Below are 19215 nucleotides of genomic sequence, written 5' to 3'. Positions count from 1 at the left end.
TAAAGAATTAAATCAGAAGCGGTCAATAATGGTTTTAATGTCCTCCAGGGTATTCGCCTGATGTAATTTTTCCATATCCTCGTCGCTGGAAAATAATTCCGCGAGCGCGGATATCATTTCGATATGGCTATGTTTATCCGGTGCCGCAAGCATAATAATCAGATCGACAGGGTCAAACTCTCCGGCACCAAACGAGACGCCCTGTTTTAGTTTTAATAAAGACAACCCCAGTCCTTTGGCGCCTTCCTCCGGCCGCGCATGCGGCATGGCTAGCCCTGGTGCCAGCACATAATAAGGTCCTAACGTATGATGCTGCTGAATGATTGCCGCCACGTATTCCGGTGCAATCACCTGCAGATCCAGCAGCGGTTTCGCGCATATCTCCAGCGCCTGTGGCCAGCTTTCAACGCTATCCTGCAGCGTGATGGTTGTATCATATATCCACTTTTTGAGCATTTTCCCTCCCGCCAAACGCTAAAGATGGGCAAACTTTATTCAACCCATCAATCATTGACTGAGATCGCGATCACAAAGATAGCGCTACCAATCACTAACATGCAGAAGTGTGATAGCGCTATCAAAATGTAATCATGGTGTGAAATCACAGCAAAAAAAGGGATTTAAGGCGTATACTGCCTGTCACCTGAAATGAAGGAAAAAAGAACGCGTCTGGTCAGCAGGAAGGTGTATGTCTTTAACCCGAAAACGGCGCAGTACCGGAAAAGTCACGCTCGCTGATGTCGCACAGCTTGCCGGAGTCGGCACGATGACCGTCTCCCGTGCGCTCCGCACGCCTGAACAGGTTTCCGATAAACTGCGTGAAAAAATTGAAGCTGCGGTGCAGGAGCTGGGCTATATGCCCAATCTCGCCGCCAGCGCACTGGCATCCGCGTCGTCATGGACGATTGCGATGGTTGTTCCCAACCTTTCCGAAGCCGGTTGTTCAGAGATGTTTGCCGGCCTGCAGCAGGTGCTGCAGCCCGCCGGATACCAGATCATGCTGGCTGAGTCCCAGCATCGGCTTGAGCAGGAAGAGAAGCTGCTCGAAACGCTGCTGGCGTCGAATATCGCCGCCGCGATTTTGCTCAGCGTCGAGCACACCGACACCGTTCGCCACTGGCTTAAAAACGCCTCGATTCCGGTGATGGAAATGGGGGCTATGCGCGCCGATCCGATCGATATGAATATCGGGATCGATAACGTGGCGGCCATGTACGAGCTGACGGAAATGGTGATCAGGCGCGGCTACCAGAATATCGGCCTGCTGTGCGCCAACCAGGAGCAGTGGATTTTCCAGCAGCATTTGCAGGGCTGGTACAAGGCGATGCTGCGCCATCATCTGTCGCCGAACCGGGTGATTAACGCGGCGATGCCGCCGAGCTTCTCGACCGGCGCGGCACAGCTGCCAGAGTTCCTGCTGGCGTGGCCGGAGCTGGATGCGCTGGTGTGCGTATCAGACGAGCTGGCCTGCGGCGCGCTGTATGAATGTCAGCGTCGACGCATTAAAGTGCCGGACGATTTGGCAGTGGTGGGCTTTGGCGATAGCGACGTAAGCCGCGTCTGTCAGCCGCCGCTGACGACGATGGCGGTACCGCATCGTAAGATTGGGATTGAGGCAGGAAAAGCGCTACTGGAACGTCTGAATGACGGAGACTGGCGCGACCAAAAAACCATCGCGTCCAGCCTATGCCTGCGGGAAAGCTGTTAAGGCTTACTCAGCCTCTTCCTCTTTTTCCGCTTTGTTTTCCGGCTTAGCGGATTCGTTTTTGGCGTTGCGGGTCATCCACAGCGCCAGCGCTTTTAACGAATCCGGCGTGAACTCGTCGCAGCGGGCGGTAATCTCTTCCGGCGTCATCCAGCAGACTTCGCTCACTTCCTCTTCCTGCAGGGCGAAAGGCCCGTGGGACACGCAGCTAAACAGTCCACCCCAGACGCGGCAATGTTCGTCTTCGAAATAGAACTGCCCGTGCTCGGCAAACGGCACTCCGGCGATACCTAACTCTTCTTCCGCTTCACGACGCGCGGAATCCAGCAGCACTTCATCGGCCTGCACGACGCCGCCCGCGGTGGCATCCAGCATGCCCGGAAGAAAATCTTTGGTGTCCGTGCGGCGCTGGACCAGAATCTTGCCCATGCCGTCATGCACAACGATGTACGTTGCACGGTGACGCAGGCGCTCTGCACGCATTTGTTCGCGGCTGGCCTGCGCGATCACTTCATTTTCTTCGCTGACAATGTCAACCCATTCAGTACTTGCCAAATGATTCTGCTCCACCATCGGGAAACCTTCTCGTCTAAGCGCTCTTTCGGCGCGTTTGCAGTTGTGGTGTAACTTACGGATTAATCGCTACCTGCGCAATAACTTGCTGATCATTAAGTGCGATAACGCTCAGGGTATTTCCATCCAGCAGGCCATAGCTCGCAGGATATCCGCCTTTCGGGATGCTGACCGACCCCGGGTTAAAGTGATAGATCTCACCGCGTTTTTCAGCAACCGGAATATGAGTATGACCGTAAACCAGGACATCGCCAGCCGCGAGCGCAGGGAGATTATCCGGGCTAAAAAGATGCCCATGCGTCAGGAACAGCCGGCTATTTTCCAGCAGCACCTGTTGCCACGGCGCGGTGATGGGAAAATGGAGCAGCATCTGATCCACTTCGCTGTCGCAGTTGCCGCGAACGGCGATAATGCGCGAGGCAAACGGGTTAAGCTTGTCCGCCACCTGCGCCGGGGCATAGCCTTCCGGCAGCGCATTGCGCGGACCATGATTCAAAACATCCCCCAGAATCACCAGCCATTGCGCCCCGCTTTGCGAAAACAGAGAAAGCACTTGCTCGGTCGCGGGCAGCGATCCATGGATATCCGACGCAAACATCAGTTTCATCAGTCACTCCTCGGGAAAACAGACTGCCCCTATCATACCTGAAGCGTCAGGGCTTATCAGCCCGCGCGCTTAGCGGAGAGTGCCACATAGCGCTGTACGGAGGCCCGCTGCCACTGGAACGCCGCATAATCCACCAGCAGTTGAGGCACCTCATCGCCGTTGAGGATCAAACGGTTCAGCATCAGCGCCAGATCGGTATCGGCAATGCACCACTCGCCAAACAGGTTCGGATTACCGTGGGCAAGCAGCGAGGTGGCGGTTTCAATCAGCTTTTGCGCGCTGTCGACGCCTTCTGCGCTGAGCGCGGGCTTTTTCACACCGGCAAACACGACATCCGTGGAGCGCTCGACGCGAATCGGCACCAGGTCGCTGCGCAGCCACGCCTGGATCTGCCGCGCGCGGGCGCGTTTTTGCAGATCGTGAGGATAGATGCGCTCCCACTCCGGCGGCGCAAAGCGGTCTTCCAGATATTCATCGATCGCCGACGATTCGCTCAGCGCAAAGCCATCGATTTCCAGCGCCGGCACGCGTCGCGTCAGGTCGTAACCCTGCCACTGGGGTTTGAGGTGTTCACCACCGTCGAGATCGACGGTCTTCAGCGTAAAAGAGAGCCCCTTTTCGGCCAGCGCAACGTAAACGCTCATAACATAGGGAGAGAAGAAATTCGCATCGGACCACAACGTAATTACGGGCTGGTTCATAACATCCTCATAGGCTGATCGGTTTTTACTCAACATATAATCTCTTTGCGTCGCTGTCACTTGATGAAAACTCACGATTTACAACCACCACCTATACTCATTTGTCATGGCACCACTATTCGACTGACAGGAGTTGAGAATGATTGACCTTTATTACGCCCCTACCCCAAACGGCCATAAGATCACCCTCTTTCTCGAAGAAGCCGAACTGGATTACAGAATCATCCGCGTGGATATCAGCAAAGGCGAACAGTTCAACCCTGTGTTTTTGGCTATCTCGCCGAACAATAAAATTCCGGCCATTATTGATAGCCAGCCAGCGGACGGAGGCAGGCCGTTGAGCCTGTTTGAATCCGGTGAAATTTTGCTTTATCTGGCGGAGAAAACCGGCAAGCTGCTGAGCGGTGAACTGCGCGAGCGTCACCACACTCTGCAGTGGCTTTTCTGGCAGTCAAGCGGCTTTGGGCCGATGCTGGGGCAGAACCACCACTTCACCGCCTTCGCGCCGCAGACCATTCCTTATGCCATCGAGCGATATCAGGTTGAAACCCAGCGTCTTTACGGCGTTCTGAACCAGCGGCTGGAGAAAACGCCGTGGCTCGGGGGCGACCATTACAGCATTGCCGATATCGCCTGCTGGCCGTGGGTGAATACGCACGAAAAACACCGGATTGACTTAGCCTCTTACCCGGCGGTGAACAACTGGTTTGAGCGTATCCGAACCCGCCCGGCCACCGAACGCGCGATGCAAAAAATCCAGCAAATTTAACCTTGTAGGAGGCTGGGTGCCTGCGAGGCTCTCATGTATTATGGGCGGGAAATACTGACACGGAGAAGACCTGCAATGTCACAGCCCGACGCTATTATTCGTATAAAAAATTTACGCTTGCGCACGTTCATTGGTATCAAAGAGGAAGAGATTGCCAACCGTCAGGATATTGTCATAAACGTGGTGATCCACTACCCGGCAGACAAAGCGCGGGCCAGCGAAGACATCAATGACGCGCTGAACTACCGCACGATAACCAAAAACATCATTCAGTACGTAGAAAATAACCGCTTCTCGCTACTGGAGAAATTAACTCAGGATGTGCTCGATATCGCACGCGATCATCACTGGGTCACTTATGCTGAAGTAGAGATCGATAAACTTCACGCCCTGCGCTATGCCGACTCCGTCTCCATGACGTTAAGCTGGCGACGCCAGGCGTAAACCTGGAGGTTGTATGAAGATTCTGCTGACCGGCGGTACAGGCCTGATTGGGCGCCATCTCATTGCGCGTTTGCAGGCGCTGCATCACGACATTACCGTAGTGACCCGCAGCCCGGAGAAAGCGCGCCAGGTGCTGGGAGCGGGGGTCGATATCTGGAAAGGGCTGGCCGATCGGCAGAATCTGGACGGCTTCGACGCCGTCATCAACCTTGCGGGCGAACCCATCGCCGACAAGCGCTGGACCGAAGAGCAAAAACAGCGGTTGTGCAGCAGCCGCTGGAATATTACCGAGAAGCTGGTTGAGCTGATTCGCAACAGCCAGACCCCGCCGTCGGTGCTGATTTCAGGCTCTGCGACGGGGTACTACGGCGATCTCGGTGAAGTGGTGGTGACCGAGGAAGAGCCGCCGCACAACGAGTTTACCCATAAACTTTGCGCCCAGTGGGAGCGCATCGCCTGCGCGGCGCAAAGCGATAATACCCGCGTCTGCCTGCTGCGTACCGGCGTGGTGCTTGCGCCGAAAGGCGGCATTCTGGGCAAAATGCTTCCGCCCTTCAGGCTGGGGCTCGGCGGGCCGATCGGCAACGGGCGTCAGTATCTGGCCTGGATCCATATCGACGATATGGTGAACGGCATTATCTGGCTGCTGGATAACGATCTGCGCGGGCCGTTTAACATGGTTGCGCCGTATCCGGTGCGTAATGAACAGTTTGCCCACGCGCTGGGTCATGCCCTGCACCGCCCGGCGATTTTACGCGTGCCTGCGACGGCGATTCGCCTGTTGATGGGCGAGGCGTCCGTGCTGGTGCTGGGCGGTCAGCGCGCGCTGCCAAAACGGCTGGAAGCGGCCGGTTTTACGTTCCGCTGGTATGACTTAGAAGAGGCGCTGGGGGATGTGGTGCGCTGAATATGTTACAGTGATACGCCATGTTCCGAAGAAATGGCGTAACAATGGCAACCATCACCACTCCCCGGCTTCATCTCACCCCTTTCGAACCCTCTGACTGGGCGTTCTTCCGCTCGCTGCGCGAAAACCGCGACATCATGCGCTACATGGCCGCGATTGCGCCTGAAAAAGAGACCCGACGCGTGTTTGCCGCGCGCCTGATGGCGGAGCATGTCTTCGTGATCCGCTTTCGGGATAACGATACGCCGCTGGGCGATATCGGCCTGCAAATCAGCCCTGAGAATCGTGAAGAGGCGGATATCGGCTACACGGTTGTGCCTGCCGCGCAGGGGAAAGGCATCGCCAGCGAGGCGCTGCGCGCGGTGTGTGACTATGCGTTTAACCAGACCGGCGTGAGGGCGATTAACGCGTACGTGCTGGCGGACAACGGCGGGTCTGTGCGGGTGCTGGAGAAAGCCGGGTTTGTGCGCACGCAAGTGCTGGAAAAGGCGTATGAGATTGACGGCGTGCGTTATGACGACTGGGTGTATCGCCTGGAATGTGGTACGGCCTGAGGCCCTCTCCCAAAGGGAGAGGGAGAAAGGCGAAAGATTACTTCAACGATCCCTTCAGGAACTGCTGCAAACGCGGGCTCTGCGGGTTCGCCAGCACCTCATCGGGGTGCCCCTGCTCTTCAATTTTCCCCTGATGCAGGAAAATCACGTGGTTGGAGACGTTACGGGCGAAGCCCATCTCGTGCGTCACCACCACCATCGTTTTGCCCTCTTCGGCCAGCTTCTGCATGATGCGCAGCACTTCGCCGACGAGTTCCGGATCCAGAGCGGAGGTCGGTTCATCGAACAGCAGCACTTCCGGCTCCATCGCCAGCGCGCGGGCGATAGAGACACGCTGCTGCTGGCCGCCGGAGAGGTGCACCGGGTACTTCATCTGCTGACGCTCGTCGATACCCACTTTCGCCAGGTATTTCACCGCGCGCTCGCGGGCTTCCTGCTTGCTTAAGCCGAGCACCTGAACCGGCGCTTCCATCACGTTCTCCAGCACCGTCATGTGGCTCCAGAGGTTGAAGTGCTGGAACACCATCGTCAGGCGCGTGCGCAGCAGGCGCAGCTGATTCTTATCCGCCACCTTCAGCTGGCCGTCTTTGTCACGGACCAGGTTAATATTCTGCCCGCTCACCACAATCGAACCTTCGCTCGGTTTTTCGAGGAAGTTAATGCAGCGCAGGAAGGTACTCTTACCCGAGCCGGATGAGCCGATGATACTGATCACGTCGCCTGCATTCGCCTGCAGCGACACCCCTTTCAGCACTTCATGTTCGCCGTAGCGTTTGTGCAAATCAATAACGTTTAATTTGTTCTCAGCCATCATCTTTCTCAGTGCGTCGAAGAAGGTTTTATATGCTGCAACCAGCGTTTTTCAGCCTTACGGAACAGGCTAATCAGAACATAAGAGATAATTAAATAGAGCACCGCCGCAATGCCAAACGCGGTAAACGGCTGATAGGTCGCGGAGTTGATATCGCGTGCGATTTTGAGCAGGTCCGGCACCGTGGCGGTAAAGGCGAGCGCGGTGGAGTGCAGCATCAAAATCACTTCGTTACTGTACGCCGGTAGCGCAATACGCAGCGCCGACGGCAGAATAATGCAGCGGTAAAGCTTCACGGAGGAGAAGCCGTACGCGCGCGCCGCCTCGATCTCACCGTGCGGCACGGAACGAATGGCCCCGGCGAAAATCTCGGTGGTATAGGCGCAGGTGTTGAGCGTTAGCGCCAGCACCGTACAGTTCAGGCCGCTGCGGAAGAACGCGTTCAGCATTTCCGTGCCTTTTACGATCTCCAGCGTATACATCCCCGAATAGAACACCAGCAGCTGCACGTACAGCGGCGTACCGCGAAACACATAGGTAAACAGCCAGATTGGGAACTGAATAAATTTGTTGTTCGACACGCGGCCGATGGCAAGAAACACCGCCAGAATGCCGCCCATCACCACGGAAGAAATCAGCAGCCAGAGCGTAATCGCCACGCCGGTAAAGCGGTAGCCATCCGTCCACAGCAGGGATTTCCAGTATTCCTGAATAATCTCAATCACAGGTCAGCCCTCTTCACACCCACGGAGTAGCGACGTTCGAGCAGAAGCAGCACACCATTGGAGACGGTCGTAAAGACCAGATAGATCGCGCCGCAGACCACCGCAAAGTAGAACGGCTCCCAGGTGCTCTTGCCCGCCAGCTGAGTCGCTTTCACGACGTCTTCAAGACCGAGCAGCGAGACCAGCGCCGTCGCTTTGAGGATAACCTGCCAGTTGTTACCGATGCCCGGCAGCGCATAGCGCATCATGGCCGGGAACATAATCCGACGAAACGTTTGTGAAGAGGTAAAACCAAATGCGGTTGCCGCTTCAATGTGTCCTCTTGGGACCGCCATGTAAGCGCCACGGAAGGTTTCCGTGAAGTAGGCACCGTAGATAAAACCGAGGGTAATAATGCCGGCCACCATCGGGTCGATATCAATTTGTCCCATGCCCATCGCATCCGTCACGCTGTTCAGCGCAATCTGCAGACCGTAAAAGATAAGCAGCATCAGCACCAGATCGGGTACGCCGCGAATGAGCGTGGTATAGCCTTCGAAAATGAGCGCCAGCGGTTTGTTAGCCGAAAGCTTCGCCCCTGCGCCCGCCAGACCTATCAGCACCGCCAGCACCACGGAGCTGATGGCCAGCTCAAGGGTGACAAGCGCGCCCTGTAAAATAACGCCAGAAAATCCGTACAGCATACCGCGAGCCCTGTCGTATCGTGAGTGGTAAACCGTGTCTTATCCCCTCCCGCAGCGGGAGGGGCCGCACGTTATTTGACGGAGCGATTAGCCGCCGTACACGTTGAAATCGAAGTACTTTTTCGCCAGCTTGTCGTAGGTACCATCAGCGCGCATTTCAGCAAACGCTTTGTTCAGCGCCTCACGCAGTTCGTTGTCTTCTTTACGCAGGCCCATACCGGTGCCCACGCCAAAGAGCTTCTCGTCCTTAATGGACGGACCGCCGAACTTGTAATCTTTACCCACCGGCGTTTTCAGGAAGCCTTCGCTTGCCGCGACTTCATCCTGGAATGCCGCATCAATACGGCCTGCCGTCAGGTCTGCGTAAATATTTTCCTGGCCCTGATAGGAGACGATTTCGATCCCCTTCGGCGCCCAGTGTTCGTTACCGTAGGTTTCCTGCGTGGTGCCCTGCAGCACGCCCACGCGTTTCCCCTTCAGCGACTCGAGGGTCGGTTGAATATCAGAAGACTTCGCCACTACCAGACGTGAATCGGCCGCATAGAGCTTGTCGGTGAAGGCAATCTCCTGCTGACGTTTCTCGGTAATGGAAAGCGAGGACATAATCACGTCGATTTTTTTAGCTTTCAGGGATGGGATCAGCGCATCCAGCGGGTTCTCCACATAAGTACACTGCGCTTTGATGCGTTTGCACAGCTCATTAGCCAGATCGATGTCAAAACCTACCAGTTCACCCTTAGAATTCTTCGATTCAAACGGCGCATAGGTTGGATCGGTACCAATACGGATTTTCTGCGGAATGGCTGCGAATGCCGCGGTGGCGCTGGAAAAGGCCAGCACGAGGGATAGTGACAACACGAGTTTTTTCATATTTGTCCTCAACAAACTGTCTACATACGGTTTTTTACGACGACGGGGTGGGGTTAATGTGCCATTAATCCCCGCTGTCAGGCAAAGAATAATGCCTTTCAGGCGGGATTTTTTGCATTATAAATGCTTAAGTATGCACATAGCGACCCAATATGGTGCACAAACTGCACCATATTGAATCATTCGCATCCCAGGAGCACCATATTGGTGCATCGCCGTTATGCGTTAGTCACCGTAGACGTTGAAGTCGAAGTATTTCTTCGCCAGTTTGTCGTAGGTACCGTCTTTGCGCAGCTCGGCAAACGCTTTGTCAAAGGCGGCTTTCAGCTCTTTATCGTCCTTGCGCAGGCCGATGCCGGTACCGTCACCAAAGTATTTTTTGTCTTTTACGGACGGGCCCGCAAAGGCGTAATCTTTACCGGCCGGCTGCTTCAGGAAGCCTTCGCTCGCGGCGACTTCATCCTGGAACGCGGCGTCCAGACGGCCTGCCGCCAGGTCAGAGTAGATCAGATCCTGGTTTTGGTAAGCCACCACGTCGACGCCCTTCTCGCGCCAGTTGGCATTCGCGTAACCTTCCTGGGTCGAGCCCTGGAGCACGCCCACATGCTTGCCTTTCAGCGAGTCGATAGTCGGCTGGATCGGGGAGCCTTTCGCGGCAATCAGACGCGAATCCGCAGCGTAGAGCTTGTCAGAGAAGGCAATCTCCTGCTGACGCTTTTCGGTGATGGAGAGAGAAGAGATAATGGCGTCGATTTTCTTGGCTTTCAGCGACGGGATTAACGCGTCGAAGTCGCTGCCCACCCATGTGCATTTCACTTCCATACGTTTGCACATTTCATTTCCCAGATCGATATCAAACCCCACGAAATCGCCTTTCGCATCCTTGGAAGAGAATGGCGCGTAGGTTGCGTCTGTACCGATACGAACAGTCTGTGGAAGCGCTGCGTAGCTACCTGCTGCCGCACTTAACCCCACCAGCAAAGACAGAGCCAGAACCGTCTTCTTCATACATTTACCCTCAAGTACCGTGATTTTATTATGTATTGTGTTGTGTGTTGTGTTGCAGGCTTCTCTTGCAGGTCTTATGCCACATTGCCGTCTGGTCAAAACTTCGACGTTAAATATGTTAATAAAACGTTGCGATATTGCCTTAATGGTGAAAGATAGCAGGTCTGCCGAACGAACCGGAAAGAGAAAAAGGGAAAAAGCGAATTAAATGTCGAGGATATGATCGCCGTTGCATAATTGCCCTGAAACAGGGCAACGTCTCTTTTTATGCACAGCATTTGTGCACAGAATCAGGCTCCTTGCCAGCGGGTAAAGAGATCTTCCGGCAGGTCGATGTCAAACTGATCCAGCACGCGATTGACGGTCTGATTAATCACATCGTCCAGCGACTGCGGTCGGTGATAAAACGCCGGTACCGGCGGCATGATCACCGCGCCCAGCTCGGCGGCCTGGGTCATCAGGCGCAGATGGCCCAGATGCAGCGGCGTTTCCCGCACGCAGAGCACCAGCGGGCGACGCTCCTTGAGCACCACGTCCGCCGCGCGCGTGACCAGCGTGTCGGTATAGCTGTTCACAATCCCGGAGAGCGTTTTGATTGAACAGGGTAGGATAACCATGCCGGCGGTTTTAAACGAGCCTGAGGAGATGCTGGCGGCGATATCGCGCGCATCGTGAACCACGTCCGCCAGCGCCTGGACTTCGCGCAGGGAGAGATCCGTTTCAAGGGAGAGGGTTTGCCGCGCCGCCTGGCTCATCACCAGATGCGTTTCCACTTCTGCCACGTTACGCAAAACCTGTAGCAGGCGTACGCCGTAAATCGCGCCGCTGGCACCGCTGATGCCTATAATGAGTCGTTTCATGATTTCGCCCTTGCTGATTTCTGGGCTGACTGTGCAGGATTTTGCGGGGAGTTGCAAGTGAGGGCGAGCGCCCTCACCTGCGGAGAGATTAACCTTCGTTGTGCATCTCTAAGCTTTCGAGATCGTTTTGCAGCTGAACGGCTTTCGCATCGTCATTGCGCAGCGAATCAAGATAGTCGAGGTACTGCTGGTCAACGTCTTTCGTCACGTAGACGCCGTTAAACACGGAGCATTCGAACTGCTGAATTTCCGGGTTCTCGGCGCGCACCGCGTCGATGAGATCGTTCAGGTCCTGGAAAATCAGGCCGTCGGCACCGATGATCTGACGAATCTCGTCCACTTCACGGCCGTGAGCAATCAGCTCGTTGGCGGTTGGCATATCAATGCCGTACACGTTCGGGAAGCGAATTTCCGGCGCGGCAGACGCCAGGTAGACTTTCTTCGCCCCCGCTTCGCGCGCCATCTCGATAATCTGCTCAGAGGTGGTGCCGCGAACGATGGAGTCATCCACCAGCAGAACGTTCTTGTCGCGGAATTCCGCGCGGTTGGCGTTCAGCTTACGGCGCACGGACTTACGGCGCAGATGCTGGCCCGGCATAATAAAGGTGCGGCCAACGTAGCGGTTCTTCACGAAGCCCTGACGGTACGGCTTGTCCAGAATGCGGGCGATCTCCAGGGCGATATCGCAGGAGGTTTCCGGGATAGGAATAACCACGTCGATGTCGAGATCGTCCCACTCGCGGGCAATCTTCTCGCCGAGCTTCGTGCCCATATTCACGCGCGCGCTGTAGACGGAGATCTTGTCGATGAAGGAATCCGGACGGGCGAAATAGACGTATTCAAACAGGCACGGGTTGCTGACCGGGTTGTCGGCACACTGACGGGTAAACAGCTGGCCCTTCTCTGTGATATACACCGCTTCGCCCGGCGCAACGTCGCGCAGGAACTCGAAGCCCAGGGTATCCAGCGCCACGCTCTCAGAGGCAACCATGTATTCGGTACGGCCATCGCCGAGGTCGCGCTTGCCCAGTACCAGCGGACGAATGCCGTTTGGATCGCGGAAGGCAACCATACCGTGACCGATGATCATCGCCACGCAGGCGTACGCGCCGCGGATCTGGCGGTTGGTCGCAGCAATGGCAGCGAAGATATTGTCTGCTTCCAGCGGGTAGTGACGGAAGTTATCCAGCTCGCTGGCGAACACATTGAGCAGGATTTCTGAATCAGAGGTGGTGTTAATGTGGCGACGTTTCTCTTCGAACAGCTTCTTACGCAGCTCATGAGCGTTGGTCAGGTTGCCGTTATGGGCAAGCGTGATGCCATACGGTGAGTTGACGTAGAAAGGCTGTGCCTCAGAGGCGCTGGAACTGCCAGCAGTAGGATAACGAACGTGACCGATCCCCATATTACCTTGCAGACGCTGCATATGGCGGGCTTCAAACACATCGTTTACCAGGCCATTGGCCTTACGTAAACGGAAGCAGTTGTTTGCATCAATGGTGATGATACCCGCAGCATCCTGCCCACGGTGCTGAAGCACCGTTAACGCGTCATAAATCGACTGGTTTACCGGCATGAAACCGGCGATACCGACAATACCGCACATTCGTCTTTTCCTCGTTAAGCCACATCTCAGGGTTTATGCCCTGGGCAAAAAACTCGACGAGCTTTGCAGATAGTCAAAGAACCATCTGATGATGAAGCTGAACTCTGGAATGAGCTGCGATTTCTGCCAGTCTTCACTTTTGGAGAACCCGGTGAAGGTATCCAGGAAGAACAGGATCGCGGCCACAATCAGCACGCCTCGCAACGCCCCGAAACAGATGCCGAGCACCCTGTCCGTTCCTGACAGACCGGTTTTCTCGACCAGCTGACCTATCACGTAATTCACGATAGCGCCGACAATCAGCGTCGCGATAAACAGCACCGCGATGGCGATTCCATTTCGGACCAGTTCATCTTCAAAGCCCGTGAACCAGACAGACAGGTAAGTGTAGTAATGACTGGCAACAAAGAAAGCACAACCCCAGGTTACCAGCGATAACGCTTCACGAACAAAGCCACGGATCAGGCTAACCAGACAGGAAAAACCAATCACCGCAATGATGGCGTAATCAATCCAGACCATATGTGTCCCACGATTAAACGCCCTGTCATCCAGTTCGGGGCGAATTCTAACAGAAAAAGAAAACGTTTGCGTAGGGATTTCCTTCCCGCGCGTAAATAAAAAAGGCGCTGAAAAAATGTTCAACGCCCCTCACCCTAACCCTCTCCCCAAAGGGGAGAGGGGACTGTACGATGCAGTATGATACAAACGCGCTCGATGCGACTTTCACCCTCTCCCCTTTGGGGAGAGGGCCGGGGTGAGGGGGAAAACTTATCAGTTCGCGCTGTAGCTCATCACCACACCGCTCAGCCCGGAGATCTGCTTCAGCTCGCCCAGCGACCCTTTCAGCTTGTCTTTCGACGCCTCCGGCCCCACGAGGATGCGGGTAATTTTACCCTGCACCGGCGTGGAAGGTGAAGTGTAAACACGATATCCCGCGCTGCGCAGTTTACCGACAACCTCGTTGACTTTATCGGCGTTTTTCAGCGCCCCCAGCTGCACAACATAGGCTTTGCCGGTCGGCGCTGCGTCTTGCTTCGCCGGCGGTGGGGTTTCAGACGCTGCAGCCAGCTGCTCTGCTGCTTTATCTCGCTGTTGCTGTGGCTTCGGCTGCGGTTTTTCTACCGGCTTCGGTTTCTCAACAGGCTTAGGCTTCTCTACCGGTACCGGATCGATCTCGATGTTGTTATTCGCCGCCAGACGCGACGGGTCGAGCGACGGCGCAGCGGCATCGCCCGCGCGGACTTCTTCCGCCGCCCCTTCAGGCGGCTGCGCAGGCAGCGCCTGCGTTGCCGCAGGCAGCATATCCGGCTCATCGCGGTCGCCCGGCTTCGGCACCAGCGGAATGGCTGCAAACTCGTCCTGATAATGTTTTTTCTGCCCGTCGAGCAGCCCGGGAAGAATAATCACCCCGAGCGCGACCAGCACAATGGTTCCTGTTAAACGGTTCTGAAACTTACTCGCCACCGGTTCTCCCCGCGTCCATCACTTCCATGACATGTGCCACCGTGTGGAAAGAGCCACACACCAGCACGGTATCTTCTGGTTTAGCCTCCGCCATCGCGGCATGCCAGGCCTGCGCCACGCTACTGTAGATTGCGCCTTTACCGAGATGCTCCATCAGTTGCTCAGCGGTCGCGCCGCGCGGCCCCTCCAGAGGAGCACAATACCAGCTATCGACCACACTCTCCATGCAGGCCAGCGTCCCGCCGATATCTTTATCATGAAGCATACCGATAACCGCCAGCACGCGCCCGGTTTTTGGTAACGATTTGAGACGTCCTGCGAGATACGCCGCCGCATGCGGGTTGTGCGCCACGTCCAGGATCAGACGCGGTGACTCGCTGACTATCTGGAAACGACCCGGCAGCAGCGCATTCTGAATGCCGTCACGGATTGCCTGCTCGCTGACCGCTAATCCGCTGGCGCGCAGTGCCGCCAGCGCTGTTGCCGCGTTCGGCTGCGGTACCTGCGGCAGCGGCAGTTTGTCCAGCGCGCCCTGCGCATCGCTGAAGCGCCAGCCGTTGTCCTGCACCTCATAGTGCCAGTCAACGCCGCGACGCAGGAGCTGAGCGCCCTTCTCGTTTGCTACATCAGCGATGGTATGCGGCATGTCCGGCTCGCCGACCACGGCGGGCTTATTCGCCCGGAAAATACCGGCCTTCTCGCGGCCAATGCTTTCACGATCCGGGCCCAGCCAGTCGGTATGATCCAGCGCGATGCTGGTGACCACCGCCACGTCCGCATCCACCATATTGGTGGCATCCAGACGCCCGCCCAGCCCCACTTCCAGGATCACCACGTCCAGCTGCGCCTGCTTAAAAAGCCACAGCGCCGACAGGGTGCCGTATTCGAAATAGGTTAATGAGGTTTCTCCGCGCGCAGCTTCGATAGCCGCGAACGACGCCGTGTGGGCAGATTCCGCCAGCTCGCTGTTCTGCACGCGAACCCGTTCGGTGTAGCGCACCAGATGCGGAGAGCTGTAAACGCCAACCTTGTAACCCGCCGCCATCAGGACCGATTCCAGCGTGCGGCAGGTCGTCCCTTTACCGTTGGTTCCGGCGACGGTAAACACGAAAGGCGCCGGTTTCAGCACGTCGAGACGCGCGGCAACCTGGCTTACGCGATCAAGCCCCATATCAATGGTTTTACTGTGCAGGTTTTCCAGATAAGAAAGCCACGCGGCCAGGGGCGACGTGGCTTGGGGAATGCTTTTATTTTCCATAATGCCCGGTTGTCATTAACAGGTTATAAAGCAAAAGGGCAGCGCCATCTGGCCCTGCCCTTTTCAGTTATCAGGCCTCGGGTTCCTGATCCGGTACCACCACGCCTTCGCGCGGCTCATCCGGGTTAGGCGCTGGCAGATTCATCAGCTTCGCCAGAATGCTGGCCAGTTTCAGGCGCATTTCCGGACGGCGGACGATCATATCGATAGCACCTTTCTCAATGAGGAACTCACTGCGCTGGAAGCCCGGCGGCAGTTTTTCACGAACGGTCTGCTCGATGACGCGAGGACCGGCAAAGCCGATCAGCGCTTTTGGCTCAGCGATGTTCAGGTCGCCCAGCATCGCGAAGCTTGCGGAGACGCCACCCATGGTTGGGTCGGTCAGCACGGAGATGTACGGCAGACCGCGCTCCTGCATTTTCGCCAGCGCCGCAGAGGTTTTCGCCATCTGCATCAGGGACATCAGCGCTTCCTGCATACGTGCGCCGCCGGAGGCAGAGAAGCAGATCAGCGGACAGTTGTCTTCCAGCGCCTGCTCAACGGCACGCACAAAGCGCGCGCCCACCACGGAGCCCATTGAGCCGCCCATAAAGGAGAACTCAAACGCGGCGGCAACAACCGGCATCTCGTGCAGGGTGCCTTTCATGACGATCAGCGCGTCTTTCTCGCCGGTCTCTTTCTGTGCAGAGGCCAGACGATCTTTGTATTTTTTGGAATCGCGGAACTTCAGCACGTCTTTTGGCTCAAGCTCGCTGCCCAGTTCTACCAGAGAACCTTCGTCCAGCAGGCTATGCAGGCGGTTGCGCGCCGACATACGCATGTGGTGGTCACACTTCGGACACACCTCAAGATTGCGTTCCAGCTCTGCGCGATACAGAACCTGGCCGCAGCTATCACACTTCGTCCATACCCCTTCAGGAATGCTCGCTTTGCGCGTCGGGGTAATGTTGCTTTTAATTCGTTCAATCCAGCTCATTGATAACCTTTCTGCCTGAACCTGGTCGTATGCCAGTTTTGCTATAAGAGGCGAATAATGCCATTTTTGCCTCCAACAGACCATGAATGTTGCACATTAAAACATAACAGCCCGAAACTTTGGATAAAAAAGTGGTCGAACCGCCAGCGTGCATTTACTTCGCTTGCTTTGCCGCCGCACGTTTGTGACGAATAATTTCGATAATGCCAGGTAGTACGGAAAGCACAATAATCGCTACAATCAGTAACTTAAGGTTTTCCTGAACCACCGGCAGGTCGCCAAACAGGTAGCCTGCATAGGTAAACAGCAGTACCCACAGCAGGGCCCCAACCACGTTATACATCGCAAAATGACGATAGGACATATGGCCCATTCCCGCCACAAACGGTGCAAATGTGCGCACAATAGGCACAAAACGCGCAAGGATAATGGTTTTTCCGCCATGACGTTCATAGAAGGCATGGGTCTTGTCTAAATAGCTGCGGCGGAAAATTTTCGAGTCCGGATTGCTGAACAACCGCTCACCGAACACCCGCCCGATGGTGTAGTTGACCGCATCACCGATAATCGCCGCGACGATCATCAGCACGACCATCAGATGGACATTCAGGTCATTGGTTGGCAGGGCAGATAACGCACCGGCCACGAACAGCAGCGAGTCTCCCGGCAGGAACGGGGTAACGACCAGACCGGTTTCACAGAACAGAATCAGGAACAGAATGGCGTAAACCCAGACGCCGTACTGCGCGACCAGCTCCGCCAGGTGAACATCAATATGCAGAATGAAATCAATCAGAAAACGTATTACGTCCATATTGTCTAAGCCTTAATTGCACCTTTGTTTAGTCCGCTAAAAACAGCGGGCCCATTGGCGGTTTTGGCAGGCCAAACCGATCCGGATAGTCTACCGAGACCAGATAAAGCCCTTCCGCTTTCGCCGTTGCTGCCGCAAGCGTTCTGTCCTTCGCTGCCAGCAGTTCTGCAATCCAGCTCTCCGGCTGGTGTCCGGCGCCCACTTCCATCAGGCTGCCTACAATATTCCGCACCATATGATGTACAAAGGCATTGGCTTTGATATCCACCACCACATACGCGCCAAAACGACTGACGTTAATGTGCATGACGTTACGCCACGGCGTACGGGACTGACACTGCACCGCACGAAACGACGTAAAGTCATTTTCACCAATCAGACACTGCGCCGCGCGATGCATGCGTTCTGCATCGAGCGGTTCATAAAAATGCGTCACGCCCTGGCTTAATACCGCCGGGCGCAGACGCTGGTTGTAGATGACATAGCGATAGCGACGCGCCGTCGCGCTGAAGCGCGCGTGAAAATCATCCGGCACAGCTTTCACCCAACGCACCGCGATGTCACCAGGTAAATTCGCATTTACACCCAGCGTCCAGGCGGCATCCTTACGCACGGCGGTGGTTTCAAAGTGAACCACCTGCCCCGTGCCGTGAACACCCGCGTCCGTACGTCCCGCGCACAGGACGTTAATCGGCTCGTTTGCCACCTGAGAGAGCGCTTTCTCTAGCTTTTCCTGGACGCTGCGCACCTCATTCTGACGCTGCCAGCCATAATATTTACTGCCATCGTACTCAATACCGAGGGCAATTTTATGAACTGGCTTTTGTTCCACTTCTGACATCAGTACAGATACTCCTGCACCAGCTTCTCGGCAATCTTGACCGCCATCAGCGCGCCGCCAAAGCGGACGTTATCAGCAACGGACCAGAACTGAACCTGCTCCGGCATACCGTAGTCGTTACGCACGCAGCCAACGGAGAGATGCGCGCTGCCGGTGGCGTCGCCCACCTGGGTCGGGAACTCGCTCTCTTCGGAAAGGACAATATCTTCACCGCGGCCAAACGCATCGCGCGCTTCTTCTGCCGCCAGCGGGCGCAGCGCTTCAAAACCGACCATCTGCGCGTGGCCGTAGAAGACCGGGGACTGCACGACGCTGGCGGAAATCATCAGCCCCTCGTCCTGCAGAATCTTGCGCGCTTCGTCGACGAGACGGCGCTCTTCGCGCACGGAACCTTCACGATCCGGCAGCAGCGGCAGCATGTTGAACGCCAGCTGGCGGCCAAAGAAATCATCTTCGTCAATCGGGATGCCGTTCAGCAGCTTCGCACTCTGCCCGGCCAGCGCGTCAACGGCCTTTTTACCGTTCGCCGACGCGGACAGCAGGCTGGTGACGGTAATGCGCGACAGGCCGCCGTCGTCGATCAGCGGCTTCAGCGCGGTCAGCAGCTGGCTGGTCAGGCTGTTCGGTACCGCGATGACGTTACGGTTGCGGTAGTCCGCCAGCACAAACGGGTTGACGTCCGGTACCACCAGCGGCACGTCCGGCTCCAGGGAGAACAGGCCGCTCAGGTCGATCACCAGACAGCCCGAATTGGTCGCCTCTTCAACGTAAGACGCCGTGGCTTCAGCGCCCGCGGCGAAAAACGCCAGCTGCGCCTGGGTCCAGTCAAACGCGGCCGCATCCTGAACCATCACGGATTTCCCGCCAAAACGCAGATGCTCGCCCGCGCTGTCGGTGCGCGCCAGCGCATAGATATCGCCCACCGGGAACTGACGCTCGGCAAGAGTTTCGAGCAGGGCTTCGCCCACGGCACCCGTGGCACCTAAAATGGCAATGTTCCAGCCTTCAGACATGGTGGTTTACTCCAGAAATAAAA

At 56.2% G+C, this 19215-nt stretch carries 23 protein-coding genes; 5 read left to right on the top strand and 18 right to left on the bottom strand.

The genetic code is table 11. From position 1 onward, the window contains the following. Window positions 1–12: 12 nt before the first annotated feature. Window positions 13–456 carry a PTS sugar transporter subunit IIA gene (locus tag UTO39_RS14860; RefSeq protein WP_320727484.1) on the bottom strand — a complete coding sequence of 148 codons (444 nt, stop codon included), beginning with the start codon at window positions 454–456 and terminating at the stop codon, window positions 13–15. Window positions 457–688: 232 nt separating this feature from the next. On the opposite strand from UTO39_RS14860, the gene UTO39_RS14855 reads away from it, so the two are divergent. After that, window positions 689–1708 carry a LacI family DNA-binding transcriptional regulator gene (locus UTO39_RS14855; protein WP_028013946.1) on the top strand — a complete coding sequence of 340 codons (1020 nt, stop codon included), beginning with the start codon at window positions 689–691 and terminating at the stop codon, window positions 1706–1708. A 3-nt stretch (window positions 1709–1711) separates the two neighbouring features. Here UTO39_RS14855 and yfcD read toward each other — a convergent pair whose 3' ends face one another. From yfcD to yfcF, 3 genes are read right to left on the bottom strand one after another with little or no spacing between them, the layout of a single operon-like run. Beyond that, window positions 1712–2278, bottom strand: coding sequence for an NUDIX hydrolase YfcD (yfcD, locus tag UTO39_RS14850; protein ID WP_006811396.1), 567 nt, complete (start codon window positions 2276–2278; stop codon window positions 1712–1714). A gap of 55 nt (window positions 2279–2333) precedes the next feature. Continuing rightward, window positions 2334–2885: a phosphodiesterase gene (gene yfcE, locus UTO39_RS14845; RefSeq protein WP_151413957.1), complete on the bottom strand. Its 552-nt coding sequence runs from the start codon at window positions 2883–2885 to the stop codon at window positions 2334–2336. Window positions 2886–2941: 56 nt separating this feature from the next. After that, on the bottom strand, window positions 2942–3586 hold the full coding sequence (gene yfcF, locus UTO39_RS14840; protein ID WP_253542854.1) for a glutathione transferase: 645 nt from the start codon (window positions 3584–3586) through the stop codon (window positions 2942–2944). Between the two features lie 139 nt (window positions 3587–3725). Here yfcF and yfcG point away from each other — a divergent pair, with 139 nt between their 5' ends. The 4 genes from yfcG to UTO39_RS14820 all read left to right on the top strand — a co-directional run bounded on the left by yfcG (window position 3726) and on the right by UTO39_RS14820 (window position 6260). Next, a complete protein-coding gene (gene yfcG / locus UTO39_RS14835) occupies window positions 3726–4355 on the top strand; it encodes a GSH-dependent disulfide bond oxidoreductase (protein WP_061097529.1) in 630 nt (209 codons plus the stop codon). Between the two features lie 75 nt (window positions 4356–4430). After that, entirely contained in the window at window positions 4431–4799 is a 369-nt protein-coding gene (gene folX, locus UTO39_RS14830) for a dihydroneopterin triphosphate 2'-epimerase (RefSeq protein WP_028013950.1), read from the top strand. A gap of 13 nt (window positions 4800–4812) precedes the next feature. Then, window positions 4813–5706: a TIGR01777 family oxidoreductase gene (locus UTO39_RS14825; RefSeq protein WP_061097528.1), complete on the top strand. Its 894-nt coding sequence runs from the start codon at window positions 4813–4815 to the stop codon at window positions 5704–5706. Window positions 5707–5750: 44 nt separating this feature from the next. Continuing rightward, window positions 5751–6260, top strand: a complete 510-nt coding sequence (locus UTO39_RS14820; protein WP_320727483.1) for a GNAT family N-acetyltransferase — start codon at window positions 5751–5753, stop codon at window positions 6258–6260. 37 nt (window positions 6261–6297) lie between these two features. Here the strand turns inward: UTO39_RS14820 and hisP are convergent, their stop codons facing one another. From hisP to UTO39_RS14750, 14 genes are all read right to left on the bottom strand, one after another. Then, entirely contained in the window at window positions 6298–7071 is a 774-nt protein-coding gene (gene hisP, locus UTO39_RS14815) for a histidine ABC transporter ATP-binding protein HisP (RefSeq protein WP_028016220.1), read from the bottom strand. Between the two features lie 8 nt (window positions 7072–7079). Further along, a complete protein-coding gene (locus UTO39_RS14810; protein ID WP_028013953.1) occupies window positions 7080–7796 on the bottom strand; it encodes an ABC transporter permease in 717 nt (238 codons plus the stop codon). Beyond that, window positions 7793–8479, bottom strand: a complete 687-nt coding sequence (locus UTO39_RS14805; protein ID WP_028013954.1) for a histidine ABC transporter permease HisQ — start codon at window positions 8477–8479, stop codon at window positions 7793–7795. The genes UTO39_RS14810 and UTO39_RS14805 overlap by 4 nt, the downstream gene beginning before the upstream one ends. Before the next feature lie 87 nt (window positions 8480–8566). Further along, window positions 8567–9349, bottom strand: a complete 783-nt coding sequence (gene hisJ, locus UTO39_RS14800) for a histidine ABC transporter substrate-binding protein HisJ (RefSeq protein WP_028013955.1) — start codon at window positions 9347–9349, stop codon at window positions 8567–8569. 225 nt (window positions 9350–9574) lie between these two features. Continuing rightward, window positions 9575–10357 (bottom strand): lysine/arginine/ornithine ABC transporter substrate-binding protein ArgT, encoded by a 783-nt coding sequence (argT, locus tag UTO39_RS14795; RefSeq protein ID WP_061097524.1) that lies wholly within the window; start codon window positions 10355–10357, stop codon window positions 9575–9577. Between the two features lie 290 nt (window positions 10358–10647). Further along, window positions 10648–11217 (bottom strand): UbiX family flavin prenyltransferase, encoded by a 570-nt coding sequence (locus UTO39_RS14790; protein WP_266178679.1) that lies wholly within the window; start codon window positions 11215–11217, stop codon window positions 10648–10650. An 88-nt stretch (window positions 11218–11305) separates the two neighbouring features. Then, a complete protein-coding gene (purF, locus tag UTO39_RS14785) occupies window positions 11306–12823 on the bottom strand; it encodes an amidophosphoribosyltransferase (RefSeq protein WP_014884664.1) in 1518 nt (505 codons plus the stop codon). A 33-nt stretch (window positions 12824–12856) separates the two neighbouring features. Next, window positions 12857–13345 (bottom strand): colicin V production protein, encoded by a 489-nt coding sequence (gene cvpA, locus UTO39_RS14780; RefSeq protein WP_000262116.1) that lies wholly within the window; start codon window positions 13343–13345, stop codon window positions 12857–12859. A 252-nt stretch (window positions 13346–13597) separates the two neighbouring features. Continuing rightward, window positions 13598–14290 carry a cell division protein DedD gene (gene dedD, locus UTO39_RS14775; protein WP_045259684.1) on the bottom strand — a complete coding sequence of 231 codons (693 nt, stop codon included), beginning with the start codon at window positions 14288–14290 and terminating at the stop codon, window positions 13598–13600. Beyond that, window positions 14280–15548: a bifunctional tetrahydrofolate synthase/dihydrofolate synthase gene (gene folC / locus UTO39_RS14770; RefSeq protein WP_320727482.1), complete on the bottom strand. Its 1269-nt coding sequence runs from the start codon at window positions 15546–15548 to the stop codon at window positions 14280–14282. Before folC ends, dedD begins: the two co-directional genes overlap by 11 nt. 70 nt (window positions 15549–15618) lie before the next feature. After that, entirely contained in the window at window positions 15619–16524 is a 906-nt protein-coding gene (gene accD, locus UTO39_RS14765) for an acetyl-CoA carboxylase, carboxyltransferase subunit beta (protein WP_003861408.1), read from the bottom strand. 154 nt (window positions 16525–16678) lie between these two features. Beyond that, complete coding sequence (locus UTO39_RS14760; RefSeq protein ID WP_151412960.1) at window positions 16679–17338, bottom strand: DedA family protein; 660 nt, start codon at window positions 17336–17338, stop codon at window positions 16679–16681. Window positions 17339–17366: 28 nt separating this feature from the next. Beyond that, a complete protein-coding gene (gene truA, locus UTO39_RS14755; RefSeq protein ID WP_320727481.1) occupies window positions 17367–18179 on the bottom strand; it encodes a tRNA pseudouridine(38-40) synthase TruA in 813 nt (270 codons plus the stop codon). Beyond that, the gene (locus UTO39_RS14750) at window positions 18179–19192 is read right to left on the bottom strand and encodes an aspartate-semialdehyde dehydrogenase (RefSeq protein ID WP_266178676.1); all 1014 of its coding nucleotides are present in this window, start codon (window positions 19190–19192) and stop codon (window positions 18179–18181) included. Before UTO39_RS14750 ends, truA begins: the two co-directional genes overlap by 1 nt. Window positions 19193–19215: the final 23 nt, after the last annotated feature.

It is taken from the genome of Enterobacter sp. 118C5 (assembly GCF_034107645.1).
GTDB classification, from domain to species: Bacteria; Pseudomonadota; Gammaproteobacteria; order Enterobacterales; family Enterobacteriaceae; genus Enterobacter; species Enterobacter nematophilus.
Note: the sequence above shows the minus strand (reverse complement) of the source record. Positions and strands in the feature narration are given on the sequence as shown.

Bases quoted from the DNA above. Each gene is read 5' to 3' on its own strand.
- UTO39_RS14860 (WP_320727484.1), bottom strand. From the start codon at position 456: ATGCTCAAAAAGTGGATATATGATACAACCATCACGCTGCAGGATAGC.
- UTO39_RS14855 (WP_028013946.1), top strand. From the start codon at position 689: ATGTCTTTAACCCGAAAACGGCGCAGTACCGGAAAAGTCACGCTCGCT.
- yfcD (WP_006811396.1), bottom strand. From the start codon at position 2,278: ATGGTGGAGCAGAATCATTTGGCAAGTACTGAATGGGTTGACATTGTC.
- yfcE (WP_151413957.1), bottom strand. From the start codon at position 2,885: ATGAAACTGATGTTTGCGTCGGATATCCATGGATCGCTGCCCGCGACC.
- yfcF (WP_253542854.1), bottom strand. From the start codon at position 3,586: ATGAACCAGCCCGTAATTACGTTGTGGTCCGATGCGAATTTCTTCTCT.
- yfcG (WP_061097529.1), top strand. From the start codon at position 3,726: ATGATTGACCTTTATTACGCCCCTACCCCAAACGGCCATAAGATCACC.
- folX (WP_028013950.1), top strand. From the start codon at position 4,431: ATGTCACAGCCCGACGCTATTATTCGTATAAAAAATTTACGCTTGCGC.
- UTO39_RS14825 (WP_061097528.1), top strand. From the start codon at position 4,813: ATGAAGATTCTGCTGACCGGCGGTACAGGCCTGATTGGGCGCCATCTC.
- UTO39_RS14820 (WP_320727483.1), top strand. From the start codon at position 5,751: ATGGCAACCATCACCACTCCCCGGCTTCATCTCACCCCTTTCGAACCC.
- hisP (WP_028016220.1), bottom strand. From the start codon at position 7,071: ATGGCTGAGAACAAATTAAACGTTATTGATTTGCACAAACGCTACGGC.
- UTO39_RS14805 (WP_028013954.1), bottom strand. From the start codon at position 8,479: ATGCTGTACGGATTTTCTGGCGTTATTTTACAGGGCGCGCTTGTCACC.
- hisJ (WP_028013955.1), bottom strand. From the start codon at position 9,349: ATGAAAAAACTCGTGTTGTCACTATCCCTCGTGCTGGCCTTTTCCAGC.
- argT (WP_061097524.1), bottom strand. From the start codon at position 10,357: ATGAAGAAGACGGTTCTGGCTCTGTCTTTGCTGGTGGGGTTAAGTGCG.
- UTO39_RS14790 (WP_266178679.1), bottom strand. From the start codon at position 11,217: ATGAAACGACTCATTATAGGCATCAGCGGTGCCAGCGGCGCGATTTAC.
- purF (WP_014884664.1), bottom strand. From the start codon at position 12,823: ATGTGCGGTATTGTCGGTATCGCCGGTTTCATGCCGGTAAACCAGTCG.
- cvpA (WP_000262116.1), bottom strand. From the start codon at position 13,345: ATGGTCTGGATTGATTACGCCATCATTGCGGTGATTGGTTTTTCCTGT.
- folC (WP_320727482.1), bottom strand. From the start codon at position 15,548: ATGGAAAATAAAAGCATTCCCCAAGCCACGTCGCCCCTGGCCGCGTGG.
- accD (WP_003861408.1), bottom strand. From the start codon at position 16,524: ATGAGCTGGATTGAACGAATTAAAAGCAACATTACCCCGACGCGCAAA.
- UTO39_RS14760 (WP_151412960.1), bottom strand. From the start codon at position 17,338: ATGGACGTAATACGTTTTCTGATTGATTTCATTCTGCATATTGATGTT.
- truA (WP_320727481.1), bottom strand. From the start codon at position 18,179: ATGTCAGAAGTGGAACAAAAGCCAGTTCATAAAATTGCCCTCGGTATT.
- UTO39_RS14750 (WP_266178676.1), bottom strand. From the start codon at position 19,192: ATGTCTGAAGGCTGGAACATTGCCATTTTAGGTGCCACGGGTGCCGTG.